We start from the raw sequence: 16344 nt of genomic DNA on the forward strand, positions 1-16344 counted from the left end.
TGCGTTCTTAAACATGATACGTTACATTTGCATCCGCAATTTTATTGCTAACGTTCATTATTAATAGGAGAGGTGCCAGAGTGGTAATGGAGCAGATTGCTAATCTGTCGACGCGTAAGTGTCGCCAGGGTTCGAATCCCTGTCTCTCCGCAATTTTTATTGATAACCTTCGGGGTGTAGCGTAGCCCGGTTATCGCGCCGCGTTTGGGACGCGGAGGTCGCAGGTTCGAATCCTGCCACCCCGACTTTTTAGTATATCAAATAGTATAAAAAACTTGGTAATCTTATGATTATCAAGTTTTTATGTTTTAAAGGGTTACATTTAATTTGAATTGTTTTAAATAAAAATGTGACCTATTCGGTTACCTCCGAAGAAAACCCATAAAAAAGGTAACCGAATGACCTGATTTGACTTTTGTTTTTAATGTTCAACTTAAAAATGAAAGATTATGACACATTCAAACACCTTCAGTGTCCTGTTCTGGTTAAAACTGGCAAGTGCCAAGAACAGGAAAGCACCCCTTTATGCCAGAATCACGGTAAACGGAAAACGCTCGGAACTGTCCCTAAAGCGAAAAGTACTTATTACCGATTGGGACAGCACAAAAAGCAGGCTGAAAGGCACATGCGAATCAAACAAGTTGATCAATTCCTACCTAGAGCAAGTTCATGTAAAACTGTTCGAGTGTTACCAAAAAATGCAAAGCGGTAACAAGCTAGTGACATCTGGTATTATCAAAGCCCATTATTTAGGGAACACAGAGACCCGCCATTCACTGTCTGATATCATAGCATACCATAACACCCATATGAAGGATACCCTGCGTTGGGGGACACAAAAGAACTATTATACCACCCATAAGTATATCCTTCTCTTTCTAAAGGAAAAACACAAAACAAGGGATATGTTCCTGTCCGAACTGGGTTATAAGTTTATCATAGATTTTGAACGCTTTTTAAGGCATCAGAACAATATGGGAAATAACACGGTCATGAAACATATTGAGAGATTAAGGAAAATGGTAAGCCTGGCATTTAAAATGGAATGGTTGGACAAAGACCCATTTATTAAGTTTGAGGCGAAATATGAAAAAAAGGAGCGGGGTTTCTTGACTTTGGAAGAACTGCAAAGTATAGAAAATAAAGAGTTTAAAATCAGACGATTGCAGTTGATAAAGGATCTGTTCGTGTTCAGTTGCTATACAGGACTGTCCTATGGCGATGTGATGAACTTAACGAGAGATAATATATGTAAAGGGATAGACGGCAAGCAATGGATCTATTCCCAAAGGGAAAAGACCAGTGTACCAGTAAAGATACCCCTATTGTCAAAAGCACTGGACATCATTAAAAAGTATGAGACATATCCAAACACAATAAACAAACAAATCCTGTTTCCAACTATCTCAAACCAAAAGTTGAATTCTTATTTAAAGGAGATAGCCGATGTTTGCGGAATACAAAAGAACCTGACGTTCCACATAGCAAGGCACACCTTTGCAACAACCGTTATGTTGTCCAATGGCGTTCCCATTGAGACCGTATCAAAATTATTGGGTCATACCAAGCTATCAACGACCCAAATCTATGCAAGGGTAGTAGAGACCAAGATAAGCGAGGATATACAAAACCTACAAATGAGATTTGAAACGAAGAAAGAACAAACCCAAGCCATCAACTAAACAATAATTTTTAAGGCTTGAAAAGGATTTCCTTTCAATACACTCTGCATAAGGCAACGGGAGTGTATTGAAAGGAAATTTTATTTTTTCTATAATAAAGGGTAGCAGACCAAACTCAAAATTAGTATAAAATGACTTTTTTTTAACTCAGTTCTTTACAGTATTATTCACTTAATTTAGCCGTAATTTTATTTAACCATTCTGAAAATCTAGGACATTTTTCTATAATGTTTTCAATTCCAATCATTTCAAATATTAATTCCCCATCACCAGTTTTATCATAATTAAAAATTCTTTTTAATCGTTTTGATGGAGCAGTGTCAGGATGATTATTTATATCTTCAGGATTACTGTATTCATCTAATATAGAATCAATCTGTAGTAATTTTTCATCTTCATCTATTACAAGTTCGAAACCATTTCTATTTGAAAACATTAAAGCTTCAAGTTCATGTCTTTGTATGTAGGGAATAAAATCGCTATTGTTTTGAAAATCTTTAAGTATTGCACTTTCTATTTGGTTGATTTTTAGTGAGTTTTCGGTATGACCAGGAAAATCATTTGGAAGGCAGAAGAAATCAATCAATGTAGTTATTATAACATTACCTTGAGCAAATGTTCTTGTAACTTCATTTTTAAATTTTTCATATCCTACAACGCCTCCTTTTTTATGCTGTTTTCTATTAGTTATGATTGTTTGAGCATGCATTGAATTTCGAAAACCTAAACCAACCAAATATGGTACTATTAGATTTTGTACCAATATTATTTCTGTGTCTCCTTCAACTATAAATACAAGTCGTTTCATTAGATATTATAAGGTTGCGCTCCAAATTTGTTCTGACCCCATAAATCTCCTAATGTAAAATCTTCAAGCCATGTATTTAAGTCTTCACTTTTTAATCTTTTAAATACAGAAGTATTATTTTCTCTATCAGTAACAATAATATCTTCTGGTTGAAAATTATCTATTAAATTAATTGACTGAGTTGATATAATTATTTGTGTTTTTTCAGAAGCTTTTCTGATTAATGCGGCTAATTTATTAATAGCTACAGGATGAAGCCCTAATTCAGGTTCATCTATAATTATTGTAGTAGGAGGATTAGGTTGCATTAAAAGTACAGCTAAACAAATAAAACGTAGCGTACCATCTGAAAGATGGTAGGAATTGAAATATGTTTCAGGATATCCTTTTTCTCTCCATTCAAGTTGGATTTTTTGATCGTTTAGACGGTTAGGCTCAAGAACGAAATAATCAAAAAAAGGTGCTATTGATTTTACAGTTAATTCTATGCGCTTAAAATATTTAGGTTCTTTCTCTTTTAGATAATATAAGAATGCAGCTAAATTTGAACCATTTCTTTTTAAACGATTATTATCATGAAGATCTGAAAAGCCTTTCATTGGAGATGTGTCACTTGTGTCATGAAAATGATAAACATCAAATTCTTCCAATCTGTTATTTACATAGTATGCTTGACGAGAATTAATATGTTGAAAATTTGATTCTAAAACATTTGTTTCATATTCAATTTCCCTCCAATTCCCCCATTTATATGCAGTTTTGACAGATTTAATAAACAAATTTTCTTGACCAGCTTCTAATTTAATCATGAATTTATTTTCATTATCATTATTTTTAAAAAAGATGTTGATAACAATCGATTCTGTTTCACGTCTACCAAAATGTAATAAGCTGTCAGGTCCTCCTTTTTTTTGAACATAGTTCTGGAAATTCCCAAGATGTATATTACGAATTAAAGAAAACAACGAAATAAAATTACTTTTTCCTACACCATTACCTCCAAGTAAAATATTTATTGGGCTTAAGTCAAGACTTAAAGACTTTATACTCTTATAACCTTCTATTTCAATTTTATTTATCATTAATTAAATATCCGCAATTATTATTTTAAATAACAAAGTAAATCAATTTTTTTTAAGTCAATAATAATGTTCTCTATATTTAGCTTTTCAGCATTATTTTTATTAAACCTTGTTTTGAATATATTAAATATCTCCATATCTTAAATGTGTACCAACCTGATTGTATAGTGCGATTTTGAATGTGAGGATTTTGCTTCGCTAGTTTGCTGCGCTCGTGTCCGAAGGAAAATCAAAAGCCAGCAAAACTTTACTAGCCCTTAATTAAACACTAAACTAAGCAATGTTTTTAAGGTATTGTCCGCAGTTTTTTAATATTCAGTTATATATGTTTTCAATTCGATTTATTGTCTTTTCTATTGTTTTCATTATTTCTTCTTTTTCAAAATCGAAACTTAAATCTCCTTTTAAATATCTTGCTTTATTTCGTAATTCCGAAAGTTTGTTAAGAACTATTCTTTTGTCTTTTTCGAATTCGTCTGATATATTTTTTGCTCGTTTATTGTATTCGGATTTGATTCTGTTATGATTGGCTTTTTTGTCCAAACCAGACATTGGTTCTAATAATAATTCAGATTTCGCCAAAATTTCCATTGAACTAAACGCATTGTCTATAAAAGCATTCAACAAGTTTTCTTTTGAAGCATATTCAGCAGTTATATAAAATTCTTTTGCTGAATCAAGATGATTTTTTATTATAGCTTTATTTCTATGAAAATCAAATGAGCAATGTAATAGCTTGTCATTCAAAAAAATGAACGTTGCGTGTCCACAATTTTCAAATTCTTTTTCGTTTAGAGTAATTTTGTCAATAATCTCTCTTTTTTTTCCGTTTTCGATTTCAACGTCTTTTAGTTTTGCGTTTGCAGAAACTTCATCGTTCAATCTTACGAGTGGCTGAGTTCCATTTGGAAAGAAAATTACTTGACCAGCAAGTAATTTAAAATCTGAGTCAATTGTTTTCTCCCTCTTTCTTTTTTCAATTTCTGGTGTGAAAAATAATCCCATAAAGTTCTTTACTAAATTATCTGAAAACTCTCTCGAATTACTTGTCATTATTGGTTTGGTCAAATTACGTACAATGTATTTGTATATCTAGGAAAGTGCGGGTTTGCGTGTGAGTATTTTCCGCAGTAAAATCATACGTAGCAAACGTGAAACACCCTTTATTTCAGCTTAAAATAAGCAATTTTTCATATACTTCTTTGTTGGCAACCGTTTTTATTGTCAGATTACTAATTTTTAAACTCAAAATATGATAAAATTCAGTCATTTTTTAATTCGTCAAAATTTTTGGTTTGTGATGTGTCATTTAACTGCTCTAATGTGGGTTTCGATGTCCATTTTACAATGGAATCAAATTTTGAATTTAGAGTATCAATATCATTCTTTAATTTCCGAAAATCAGAAATTGGAACAGTTGGTTGAAAAACTTTATAAATTCCAAGTAAACCAAAAAGAATGAAAAAAGTTAAATATATTTTTTGGTACGTGTTCAAAGGTGTTTTTTTTGCAGACTTTTCGTATTTCAAATGTCCACCGAGTTCTTTTGCTTTAATTCCTTTGTCCGTAAGTCGAAATTCAGCGTGTGATATTTTTATGAAATAGCCATACGTAATTCCTAAATCTGCAACTTTTCGAGATTCGTCAAGCATTAAATGTTTATCATCTTCGGTTGCGTTGTCAAAATCAAAGTCACTACATTCTTTTTGCAATACAGTCCAAACGATGAAATTACTTATGTCTGTAATTTTAGTTAGAACGATGTCTAAATATTCAATAGTAGTTTTATTCATCGGCTTTTCTTAAACGGTTACCAACGTTTATCTTTACTTTATGCGTATAAGGAAAGTTGCGTGTTTGTGTGCGAGGATTTTCCGAAGGAAAATCAGAAACTAGCAAAGGAGCAACTAACTTTGGTTTAGCTAAAAATAGCAATTTTTTATGCAAATCATTTCATTTTTCTATTTGAAGATTTTTTTTAAATTATCATCCTTAAATAGCAATTCAGAAAGTATTTGGTTTGACTTTTCATATTTTTCGTCAAATTGTAATTCATTAGTATATTTTTGAATTTCTGTATTAATAATATTTGCTAACTCCGCAATCTTGTCATCTTCTAAATCAGCGTTTTCCAATATTTCGAATAAATTATCCACAAATCTGAAGGCAGAGTCTGTTAATAATTCACTCCTATATAAAAGTGCCTTTAATAGTTTAGCCTTTTTTTCATAAAGCTTTCTTTTATTTCTTATTTTTTCTAGAATTACTTTTACACTCTTTAAGTGTAAATTACCATAGGCTATTTTACAATCTTCTTCATTATCTATCGATATGTTTTTGTCAAAATATTTATTGAATCGATTCTTTATTCCATTGTCAAATTGCTTTAAAACGCTTAGAAAGTCATTTGAATTAACATCGTGAACAAATTTATTTCGGAATGTCATAAGCAATTCTAAATCTAAATGTTCTTCTTTTAGAATTACATCAATGTCGTGTAATAAGTCAATCTTATTCTTAAAACTTATTCCAACTTTTTGTCCGAATAATTTTGTCGAATTTTTATCTGAAATTCCTAAATAAAGTAAAAGCAAGTCATTAATTGCATCCTCTGTCTGTAGAGTACGTTCCAATACAAAAGTTCTAGTTTCTAGTTGAATTTTCCCCAATTTCATCTTTATATTTCTTATGAATGACCAATGTCTTAAATATATTCCATCGTTTTGCGGTATGGTTATTAAGGGATTTCGAACTTTTAACCTATTAAGTTACAGCTAAATTTAGAGCTGGTTATTACTCACCAAAAACCACTAAAATCCTTATTCACTATACCTCGAGTTGGCGTTTCGTTGTTTTTAATTACTCATTTGGTATTTATTTCTTCTGTTCTCAAAGGCTACTTTACCACCTTCTAATATTTGGCACACATCTTTTACTATTTCAGGATTTTCTAAAGCTCCCGACTTATAAGAAAGTTCTTCGTTCCTATTGTTTGCAACAATAACTTGCTCAGCATCTGTATTTACGACAAGATTAGCATTATGCGTAATTATTATTACCTGTCGAAATTTTTTTAAGCTTCTAAAAATTTCAATTAATTCCGCTGTAATGAAATGATTATCCAAATCATCTTCTGGTTGGTCAAATAATATTGGTGTTGAGAATGTTTCTGTAGCGAGTTTTAAACATAGATAAACGGTACCTCTTTGTCCGACAGATATTTGATTTAATTTTTTTCCTCTAAAGGTAATTTCAGGTTGAACATATAAGTATTGCAATCGTTCCTTTGTGTTATAAAATAATTTTTCAATATCAGGAAAAATGTAATTATCTGGATTGTCTTCAATTTCATTATATCTATTCTTTAAAAAATTTGCAAACGAGATATGGTCATTAATTTTAAAATGGTTTTCTAATTCTCCTTCCTTATTCTTGTTCCTCCAATACCTTCCATTAATGCAATCTCTTAACTTGTTGTAAAAAATCTTAGAATCAAAAAATATTTTACCCTTTATTGCAATTGATTTATCCGTTAAAATTTTTTTTATAATATCTTTTTGCTCTTTAGTCCATTCTACCTTGCCTGCAAGCAAGTTAGACCAAGATGTGTCAATCAATTCAACTTGTTTTGTAAGCTCAGACAATACCTTATCGCATAAGCTATTTCTTGTAACAATCTGATTATTAAAATCTACTTGCTTTTTTTCAATTGTTGCTAAATGAGATTTTAAACCTTCTATATTTCGTTTGTATTTATCGGCATTCTCAAGTAGCGAAGACAAATCACCTTTATAAATCTCTGCAAATTCTTCCTTTATTTTTGTGTTATCTGATTCGCAAGTCTGAGTAGACTTGGTTACTTCAACTTTTATTTCTTCGATTTTACTTTTTTGATCTGTAAAATCGATTAAAGGTATTTGTTCTTTACTTTCTTCTATTGATAGGTTAATTCGATTCCTGAATTCATCAAGTTCTTTTTCTAAGTCAACTAGTTTTTTTATTCGTAATTCATTCTGTTTTATAACCTTTACATTGTTAGTGTATTTTTCAAGCTTCTCTTTATTGGATTCATTTGTAATGCTCCCTAACAAATCTTGATTTCGCTTAATGACTGACTTTACTATTTCAGCATTGTTTATTTTTGTTCCATTATCATTGGTTTGCTCAAACCAGTTTTTTAAATCGCTAAGTTTTTCAAGTTCAGTATCTATTTCGTCTTGTAAATCAGTTGCAAAGTCTTCAAAAACATCAAGGTTAAGCATCCTTTTAATTTCTAGGCCTAATTTATGTGCATCCAAAGCTAAATCTTTGACCTCATTTTGTTTAATATACAGAAATGCTAGATTATGTTGGGAATCCATTGAATAACTTAACTCTTCACCATCAAATGATTTTGAATAATTTACAAGGAAGTTCTCTGAATTAAGATATTGATTTTGAGAATAACCGAACCCTTTTGCAAAATAATCCATTAATATACTTTTGCCCTCACCTCGACCTCCAATTATTGAGACCATGCTAGGATTCAAAGGAATTTCACACGTTTCAAATGCAAGATTTTGGTTTTCAAATATTTTAAAACTTTCAGCTATTTTTATTTCAGAAAAGAACGGTCTTTGATAATCAAGAAGTGGATTAGTTTCCTGTATTCGAACTCTATCTGTTGGTTCAAATATTATTTGCTTTAATCCTTCAAACGTGCAATCTGCTTTAATCCATGTTATTTTATTTGATGGATATTTACCATAATTTTTATATTCATGAGCATCGCTTCCAGCGATACAAGGCTTAGGTTTATTTCCTAAAGTTTTAAAAAAGTTCTCAAAGAATTTTTCATTTTCAGACGTTTTTATTCCTGAAATCAAATCAATATTAACCTTATCTCGTGTCTCAAAAATATGAGCACTTTGCATGAAATAATTGTCATCATGAGGGTGGTCTTCCCATTTTAGTTTTAACAAGCCATCACTTGTATCATAGGGAAGAATTACAAACCCAGTATCTTCTGGGATTTGACTAAATGCCTTATTTAATGACTCTTTGGTGACTTCTGCGGTAATTGAACCCAACATTAACAATTTATCATTATCAAGTTTTTCTGGATTCTCAAAACCATGCTTTTTTGCCTTACTTTCATCTAGGCTTTTTGCAAACCGAATTAATGCATCGTCAGAAAGCTTCTTATCAATCGAACGGATATACAGCTCAGATTTGAAGTCTATTAATTCTTGTATTGATAATTTATTAGATAAAATTACGTGAATGTTAAGTCTATAATCAACAGGACACTCTATTCTTAACTCCATTCCAGGGAATATAGTCTTCTTTAATTCTTCTGCATGTTCTTTTAAATATTCTTTAAGGGCTATATACCAATCAAAAGTCCAATAATCCATGAGGCAAAAAACATCCACATCACTATTGTTTACAACCTCGATAAAATTTTTAATCTCAGTTGTTTTTTCTTCTGAGGTCATTTCTCTCAGCTTTTTTGAACCTATCCAATGAAAAGAAGCAGGGGTATGTATGTGTAAATCCCATTTTCTCCATTCAGAGCCTTTTGTATTCATGTTTTTAATTCAAGGTTTATTTTATGTAGTACGCTCTTCAAAATGAACGCCAACTTACTTATATACAGAACTTTTATCCAACCATATTGGTTGTCTATGTGTAACTTTCGGTTGCTTTTCTCTTTTTTATCCATGCTTCTTCATTTGAAATAAGAATAAAAAACAATTTAAATATCAAATGTAAATCGCCTTACAAAATGTTAAATACGGAAAACCGTAAGCGTTCTGAAATAAAATGCTTAATTACTGATAGGGAGAAGTTAAATGTACTAAATAATAGTAAGTAATTACTCTAGTAATATAAAAATAATTGGGAATTTAGAATTATTCCACACAAAAATCAGGAGTATTCCCAAAAATAAGTTACGGACTTATAGGAAATGTACCATCCATAAATCTCTATGAAAATTGGTGAAATGGAACTAAGGATGGGAATAGCAAGAGGGTAACACGCTGCGCGATGTTACTGGCTCATATTTCACTTAAAATCAGTAATTTACAAATTTTAAATAGTTGTATTTATTTCAGATTTGCGGCAAAACCTCTTGAAACCCCATTAAAATCGCATTTATTTGCGGCAAACCCATAGGATTTTATGCGATTTAGTGAATATTGAACTGTTGTAGTGTTTGCCAAATACGTATTATTTGACTTTTACAATAAATAGTTCCGTAAGCCCTATAAACAGGCAATAATTTACAGTAAAAAGTATGTGGCTGATTTGTATTGATTGGTATTGTTAGCTATTGGTGTTTCATAACTTTTAAAAGGGTATCAATTCACTGTTTTTTAGTAAAAAAGCTTCGTAGCCCAATGAAATCAAGGAATTTTTTAGTAAAAAATGAAATCATCCTTTAAATTTCCCAAAAACATTGCATAGTATTAGCTCGATAGATGTTGGGGCTTTAAATCCGTAAAAAAATTAAAAAGCCAAAATATATTGGATATAAAAGGTTTAGAAATCCATCCCAAAGAATTATTTGATTTTAACTTTCCAATGCAGGAATCAGATAAGTGATTTTTTTGACCGTTGTTTCTTTCTTTCTTTCTTTCTTTCTTTCTTTCTTCACGTTTTTTTTGTAATCTCTCCTCTATTTCAATGTCCAATTTTACGAGAACTACGTTTTATCCACTATAACCAATACTGTTTCAAGTTTCATTGGGATCAAACGTTTTTAAAATTATGGATTTTGGGACTGCATAGAGCGAGGAGAATCCATAAGTTTAAAAATGCAGCAAGCTCGCCCAAGCGAGCGCGGTAGCTTAATTTCCGTGATTAAGTTAATGCAACCTAGTGTTTATAAGGGTTTTCAAGGGGATTAACATAATTATAGTATTTTTTTCATTCAATAAAAACGATTCAAATCAATTTAAATATCTGATTTATAGTTAAATATAGACAAATCAAATAAAGCAACGCTGCGCTAGCACGTTGCCCTCTTGCTGTGCATTTAACTCAACTCTCATTTTTAGATATTGTGGACAAGTTAGTTAATTTTAAAGCTTAGATTTTCCATTGTTATTTAGTCTGGTTATTGTTCTTTAATATGCTAATACTTAAAAATATCCTTAAATTTAAAAAATATTCTTTCAGCCACACTTAAATCCTCAGTTACTATTTCTGCATTGCCTAGTAACTCTTGAGTAAACTTAAAATGTTGATTATAGGAAGTTTTAGTTCCCTTGGGAAGTGAAATAAATACCGTATAATTTCCATCAGAGTTTGGAGAAATAGAAAAATTAATAACCTTGCCAATTAACATACCATATTGTTGATAGGGAAAATTATCCAATTTAATTAACACTTTTTGTCCTATTGTTACTTTTCCAGCATTTTGAGCAGGTATTACAAGTTTACCTACCAAAGCGGAAGTATCGGTTGGTAAGATTGAAAAAACAATATTCCCTGAGATTACAAATTGGTTTTCACCCCAATAATCTTGAAAACTTATAACTCCATTTATTGAAGAGGTCAAAACATAATTATACTCCCAATTCCTTATGGCTTCTTTAAGCACATCATACGATTGGATTAAGTTATTTAAAAATTTGGTATTATCCTGTTGTTCATTGATAAGTGTTTTTTTCAAAGTATGATTTGCATTAGAAATAGCTTCGGTTATTTGGGAAATAGAAATAACCATGGCGCTAATATTTTTTTGCATTTGTATAAACTCCAACTGTTTTAGTTCATAGTCTCTTTGGGAAATAACACCTCTTTCAAACAGTTTTTTATCTCTTTCAAAATCTGTCTGTTTTATGATATATTCTTGCTCTAATAAGTTTTTTTGATTGATCTGACTAATTAATCTATTCTTTAATTCTTGAAGAGACACTTTATTTCCACCTAATTGATTTTTGTAAGGATCTAAATCTTTCAATAAAAAATATTCCATATAACTTTTTTCAAAGCCAATATAGGCTATACTAACATCACCCAATATAAGATAAGCTGTTTTTTCAAAAGGGAATTTAAAAGAACCAATATTAAATGGAAGTGTATCAATAATACTTTTTAATGTGTATACATCATTAAAGTTTGCTGTGTTTTTTATGATAGCAAGTTTTTGATTTACTTTAACCGTATCACGGTTTTTTATGAAAATTTTCTCTAGTTGCCCTGAATATCTTGAAATGACTTGTTCTGTTGGTTGTTTGGTTGTTACCAATACCTTAGCTGTGACAAAATCAGGATATTTAATCATAAAAGAAAGAGAAACAATAATACAAACAAACATAAAAATGAGTGTAATACCCCATCTTACAATCCACGAAGGCGGATTTGATAAAATCTCCTGAACTTCTTCAGACCGTAACTCTAAATTATCCTCTTGTGTTTTTTTAGGCATTTTGCGTTCCACTTAATTTTTCTAATTCTAATTGATTTTTAACCAAATGATAATAAGCACCTTTCTTTTGGAGTAATTCATTATGGTTTCCAGACTCTATAATCATTCCCTCATCCACAACAACAATCTGGTCAGCATTTTTAACGGTACTTAAGCGGTGAGCAATTATAACTACCGTTTTATTTAAAAAGAATTCATTTAAATTTCTCATTATTACTCGCTCATTCTTGGCATCTAAAGCAGAAGTCGCTTCATCAAAAAATAAAATTTCAGGATTTTTGTAAACTGCCCTCGCTATAAATAATCGTTGCTTTTGACCTGTACTAATTCCTATACCTTCATTACCAATTTTTGTATTAAAACCTTGTGGTAATGATTGTATAAACTCATAAATGTTTGCCACTTTAGTGGCCTTAATCAAGCGTTCTTGGTCGATGGTATCCTCTCCAATCGCAATATTGTAAGCAATAGTGTCGTTAAACACATAACCTTCTTGCATTACCACACCGCAATTGGTTCTCCATGCTTTATGGGATATAGCATTTAAATAGTGTTTCCCATATAAAATGGTTCCTTTTTCAGTATCATAGAATTTTAGAAGAATTTTCATCAAGGTTGTTTTTCCGCTACCACTGGCTCCTACTATTGCGGTAATTTTATTAGCAGGAATTTGCATGCTTAATCCTTTTATGACATTTTCGTCATTGCCTAAATATCTAAAAGTAATATCTTTAATGACTAAATTTTGATTTGATTTAATAGAAGTGATTAAATGCTTTTCTTTGCTTTCTTCGTCTTCTTTATCATGAATTTCACTCAAACGTTCTAAACTTATTTTTGCGTCTTGAGTTGCTCGAATAAAGCCAACTAATTGTTCGATAGGACTATTTAATTGGCCTATAATATATTGTATAGAAAGCATCATTCCTAATGTTATAGAACCTTGGATGACCAACAATGCTGAGGTAAAAGTGATAAATATGTTTTTCGCCTGATTTATAAAGGAAGAACCTGCACCTTGAGTTTGTTCTAAAATTAAACTTTGCATAGAGAGTTTAAACAATTGAGCTTGTACATATTCCCATTTCCAACGTTTTTGTTTTTCGGCATTATTCATTTTTATTTCCTGCATACCATTTATAAGTTCTATAACAGTACTTTGTTCTTGACTCATTTGGGAGAAACGCTTGTAATCGAGCTCTTTTCTGCGTTTTAAGAAAAACAGAATCCAAAGGATATAGGTAATACTGCCAATGGCAAAAATGAAAAATATTGACGTGCTATAATAAATAAGCACAGCCCCAAACACAAATAGATTTGCCATAGAAAACAATGTATTTAATGTAGATCCTGTAAGTAAGCTCTCGATACGACTATGGTCGTTAATGCGTTGCATAATGTCTCCCGTCATGCGTGTATCGAAATAGGCTATAGGAAGGTTCATAAGTTTAATAAAAAAATCTGAAACCAACGAGATATTTATACGTGTACTTAAGTGCAAGAGAATCCAACTCCTAAAAATCCCTACACTTGTCTGACCAAGAAACAACATCAATTGGGCTATTAAAACCATATATATAAAATTGATGTCATGGTTTTGTATGCCTACATCTACAATGCTTTGTGTTAAAAATGGGAAAATAAGTTGTAACATACTGCCAACAAACAGACCAATCACAAGCTGTAGAAGTAAATTCTTGTATTTAAATAGGTATCGAAACAAAAACCTAAACGACTTTTTATCGGTCTCATCCCAGTTTGATCCTTTAAATTTCGAGGTAACTTCCAGTAATAGTGCAATGCCTTCTTTAGTGTTTTCTGTGGCATTATTGCCTATCCAACATTTTATAAAATCTTCTTTTATATAAGTTATTAAACCGTAAGAAGGATCTGATATATATACCTCATTTTTTTTGATTTTATAAAGCACCACAAAATGGTTTTTATTCCAATGAACGATTAAGGGTAATGGAGCTTTTTTTAATTTATTAAAATCAAGCTTTACTCCTAAAGATTTAAAACCGATAGCTTCTGCCGCATCACTTAATTTGAGTAAATTACTTCCTGCTCTGGTGGTCTCAGACAAATCGCGTATATCTTGTAAAGATATTAATTTGCCATAATGTTTAGCCACAATGCGTAAACAGGTTGGACCACAATCTTTAAAATCAGCTTGCTTATAAAATGGAAAAAATTTAGTCATTTTCTTTTATCAAATCTTGCATTTCATAATATTTAATTGCTTTTTGTTTTAAGGGGTTGGCACTCCATTCTTCCCATTGATTTGTATAAGGACTGTATCCACATTTTAGAGGTTTTGCATATTTATTATTTGGTTCTTCCAAATAAGCTCTACAGTCAGTGCAAACATGTCTAAACTCACAGTCTTTACATGTTTCTATTTCATCTTTAACAATATTCCAATACTTTTTAAAATCCTTATTTTCTAATACCTCATGTAAGGTTGTGTTCTTAATATTACCAAAACTCTGACACATAGAAGGGCAGTTTTTGATGAAGCCTTCTTTGTCAATAGATATTTTTCTGTTCAAACATGTATTGTAATGTTGAGACTCACTAAAAAGTTTAATATTTGAATAAAAGTATTCCGTGTTGATAATGCCACAATGTTTTTCATCGATAATATTTCTTTCAACATACATTAAATAACCCATTTTATTCCATATTGGTTTATGGCTTATATTGCGAGGAGAATTGTATAAAATTATCGAATGGATTCTAGGATTATTTTTAATTAAAATATCTAATTCAGATTTGGAGATTTCATTATAATTGGGTAAAATAAAATCTATGTGAATTAACCTTGACTTTTCAAAATTGATTAAGTTGACAATAGAATTAATAAAATCAAGATTAGTTTCCCTAAAAAAACGGAATTGAATGTGAGAACATTTTAAATATTCAAGCTGTTTAAGAATGCTTTCTAAATCATGCTTTAATTCATCATAATCAATAATCATATTTGTTATTAAAGAAGGAGAATGCCACTCCAAGCTAATTTTAGGAAATAATTCGGGGCTTGAATTAAAAAAAATCAAATTGTGTTTTGCTAAAAATTCAAAATACTCATCTATTACTTCGTCATATAGTTTTTTGTACTCTTTTTTTATGAAATCTATAGTTTTTCCGTTATAGTTTTCTAAAATCTCAAATAAACCGTTAGGAATAAAATAGTATTTGTTATTTTGTGTATCACATAGAATGCTCCTATTTGCTCCTTTAACAGGAATACAATTAGAAAATAGAATAAAATTGTCAGAACTCAAATTAAAAAATCTTTGAAATTGGTTTGGTAAATGGTTTTGTTATATTATAAGAATTTTTATAAGCTTTTATTGATACTAAATTTGAAGAATTTATCTCTACTTCTTTAAATTTTAAACCATTATATACATTAACAGGATCTTTTTGCTTCATTTTTTAATAATTTGGAAAATTTATTTTCAATGTAAAAATTACAGGCTTCATTCACAAAACTAATTTGTCCAGCAGGATTTATTTCTAAAAAATAGTACTCACCTTTTAAAAATAGTAAATCTGCAGAACCGTAATTAAATTTTAAGTTTTTAAATACTTTTTCTAAATTACGCTTAATTTTATTAGGTAATAAGTAAGGGACAATTCTTGTGTTTTCTAAAGTTTTTATTTGTGTTCTACAATCAACAATATTATCAAGGGTATGAATTGACATGGAATAAAAATCACCTTTTATATAAACTACCCTAATCTCAAATTCTGATTTAATTCGTTCTTGAAACAAAGAAATTGAAAAAGTCTCTGGTATTTTAAATATGATTTTGGAATCAACGGAGAATGTCAAATTAAAGTTGTATACGTTGTCTTCGTTCTGATAAAAATGTTCATCGATTATTCTTTTACAAATAATGCCATTTTTATCTTTATATTTATTGTAAAATGTTTTAAGTTGTTCTTTGCAATCTGTAATTAAAGTGTCTGGAACTTTAAATCCTTGTTTTTGGGCTTCTAATGCAGCATAAAGTTTATTGGTTTCAAAATCACTATATAATCTTCCAGTTTTAGGAACTTCTAAATTACTCAAAAAGGAATCAATTAGAGATTGATAGCAATTGGTTTCAAAGACACTACTATTGGTATTGATCTTACCTCCATTAAACCAAATAGTTTTTACTTCAGAAATATTTTCAATCTCATAAAAGTCATTATTTATTAAAAAAAAAATTTCTGAATTAATATTTATTTGCGAAATTTTTGTTGTATCACGGCTACCAACTCTTATAAAATTTACTCCTAAATTATCAATAACTTGGTTTACAAAATCATCAACATCTTTACTATATATTAAAATCATAA

Annotated in this window: 11 protein-coding genes and 2 tRNA genes; 3 read left to right on the forward strand and 10 right to left on the reverse strand. The window is 30.3% G+C overall.

What is annotated here, in order from left to right; all coding sequences use genetic code 11:
• Positions 1 to 66 precede the first annotated feature (66 nt).
• The 3 genes from G5V56_RS03495 (at position 67) to G5V56_RS03505 (ending at position 1682) form a co-directional block, all read left to right on the forward strand.
• Positions 67 to 150, forward strand: a tRNA-Ser gene (locus G5V56_RS03495).
• 20 nt (positions 151 to 170) lie between these two features.
• Positions 171 to 245, forward strand: a tRNA-Pro gene (locus G5V56_RS03500).
• A 204-nt stretch (positions 246 to 449) separates the two neighbouring features.
• Positions 450 to 1682: a site-specific integrase gene (locus G5V56_RS03505; protein ID WP_166961498.1), complete on the forward strand. Its 1233-nt coding sequence runs from the start codon at positions 450 to 452 to the stop codon at positions 1680 to 1682.
• Positions 1683 to 1845: 163 nt separating this feature from the next.
• On the opposite strand, the gene G5V56_RS03510 is transcribed toward G5V56_RS03505, so the two are convergent.
• The 10 genes from G5V56_RS03510 to G5V56_RS03555 all read right to left on the reverse strand — a co-directional run bounded on the left by G5V56_RS03510 (position 1846) and on the right by G5V56_RS03555 (position 16342).
• Entirely contained in the window at positions 1846 to 2490 is a 645-nt protein-coding gene (locus tag G5V56_RS03510; RefSeq protein WP_166961501.1) for a DUF4276 family protein, read from the reverse strand.
• A complete protein-coding gene (locus tag G5V56_RS03515; RefSeq protein ID WP_166961503.1) occupies positions 2490 to 3572 on the reverse strand; it encodes an AAA family ATPase in 1083 nt (360 codons plus the stop codon). The genes G5V56_RS03510 and G5V56_RS03515 overlap by 1 nt, the downstream gene beginning before the upstream one ends.
• A 315-nt stretch (positions 3573 to 3887) precedes the next feature.
• Positions 3888 to 4625 (reverse strand): hypothetical protein, encoded by a 738-nt coding sequence (locus G5V56_RS03520; protein WP_166961506.1) that lies wholly within the window; start codon positions 4623 to 4625, stop codon positions 3888 to 3890.
• A gap of 209 nt (positions 4626 to 4834) precedes the next feature.
• Positions 4835 to 5365 (reverse strand): hypothetical protein, encoded by a 531-nt coding sequence (locus G5V56_RS03525; protein ID WP_166961509.1) that lies wholly within the window; start codon positions 5363 to 5365, stop codon positions 4835 to 4837.
• 168 nt (positions 5366 to 5533) lie between these two features.
• The gene (locus tag G5V56_RS03530; protein ID WP_166961512.1) at positions 5534 to 6247 is read right to left on the reverse strand and encodes a hypothetical protein; all 714 of its coding nucleotides are present in this window, start codon (positions 6245 to 6247) and stop codon (positions 5534 to 5536) included.
• A 180-nt stretch (positions 6248 to 6427) separates the two neighbouring features.
• Positions 6428 to 9142 carry a TrlF family AAA-like ATPase gene (locus G5V56_RS03535; RefSeq protein WP_166961515.1) on the reverse strand — a complete coding sequence of 905 codons (2715 nt, stop codon included), beginning with the start codon at positions 9140 to 9142 and terminating at the stop codon, positions 6428 to 6430.
• 1550 nt (positions 9143 to 10692) lie between these two features.
• Positions 10693 to 11991, reverse strand: coding sequence for an HlyD family secretion protein (locus tag G5V56_RS03540; RefSeq protein ID WP_166961518.1), 1299 nt, complete (start codon positions 11989 to 11991; stop codon positions 10693 to 10695).
• Positions 11984 to 14194, reverse strand: coding sequence for a peptidase domain-containing ABC transporter (locus tag G5V56_RS03545; RefSeq protein ID WP_166961521.1), 2211 nt, complete (start codon positions 14192 to 14194; stop codon positions 11984 to 11986). The genes G5V56_RS03540 and G5V56_RS03545 overlap by 8 nt, the downstream gene beginning before the upstream one ends.
• Positions 14187 to 15278, reverse strand: a complete 1092-nt coding sequence (gene gwsS, locus G5V56_RS03550) for a grasp-with-spasm system SPASM domain peptide maturase (RefSeq protein WP_166961524.1) — start codon at positions 15276 to 15278, stop codon at positions 14187 to 14189. Before gwsS ends, G5V56_RS03545 begins: the two co-directional genes overlap by 8 nt.
• Before the next feature lie 128 nt (positions 15279 to 15406).
• Positions 15407 to 16342, reverse strand: a complete 936-nt coding sequence (locus G5V56_RS03555; protein ID WP_166961527.1) for an ATP-grasp domain-containing protein — start codon at positions 16340 to 16342, stop codon at positions 15407 to 15409.
• Between the last annotated feature and the right edge of the window lie 2 nt (positions 16343 to 16344).

It is taken from the genome of Yeosuana marina, from assembly GCF_011762485.1.
In the GTDB taxonomy this organism is placed as follows: Bacteria; Bacteroidota; Bacteroidia; order Flavobacteriales; family Flavobacteriaceae; genus Yeosuana; species Yeosuana marina.

Excerpts from the sequence above, each read along its gene's own strand:
- G5V56_RS03505 (WP_166961498.1), top strand. The coding sequence starts at position 450 with ATGACACATTCAAACACCTTCAGTGTCCTGTTCTGGTTAAAACTGGCA.
- G5V56_RS03510 (WP_166961501.1), bottom strand. The coding sequence starts at position 2,490 with ATGAAACGACTTGTATTTATAGTTGAAGGAGACACAGAAATAATATTG.
- G5V56_RS03515 (WP_166961503.1), bottom strand. The coding sequence starts at position 3,572 with ATGATAAATAAAATTGAAATAGAAGGTTATAAGAGTATAAAGTCTTTA.
- G5V56_RS03520 (WP_166961506.1), bottom strand. The coding sequence starts at position 4,625 with ATGACAAGTAATTCGAGAGAGTTTTCAGATAATTTAGTAAAGAACTTT.
- G5V56_RS03525 (WP_166961509.1), bottom strand. The coding sequence starts at position 5,365 with ATGAATAAAACTACTATTGAATATTTAGACATCGTTCTAACTAAAATT.
- G5V56_RS03530 (WP_166961512.1), bottom strand. The coding sequence starts at position 6,247 with ATGAAATTGGGGAAAATTCAACTAGAAACTAGAACTTTTGTATTGGAA.
- G5V56_RS03535 (WP_166961515.1), bottom strand. The coding sequence starts at position 9,142 with ATGAATACAAAAGGCTCTGAATGGAGAAAATGGGATTTACACATACAT.
- G5V56_RS03540 (WP_166961518.1), bottom strand. The coding sequence starts at position 11,991 with ATGCCTAAAAAAACACAAGAGGATAATTTAGAGTTACGGTCTGAAGAA.
- G5V56_RS03545 (WP_166961521.1), bottom strand. The coding sequence starts at position 14,194 with ATGACTAAATTTTTTCCATTTTATAAGCAAGCTGATTTTAAAGATTGT.
- G5V56_RS03555 (WP_166961527.1), bottom strand. The coding sequence starts at position 16,342 with ATGATTTTAATATATAGTAAAGATGTTGATGATTTTGTAAACCAAGTT.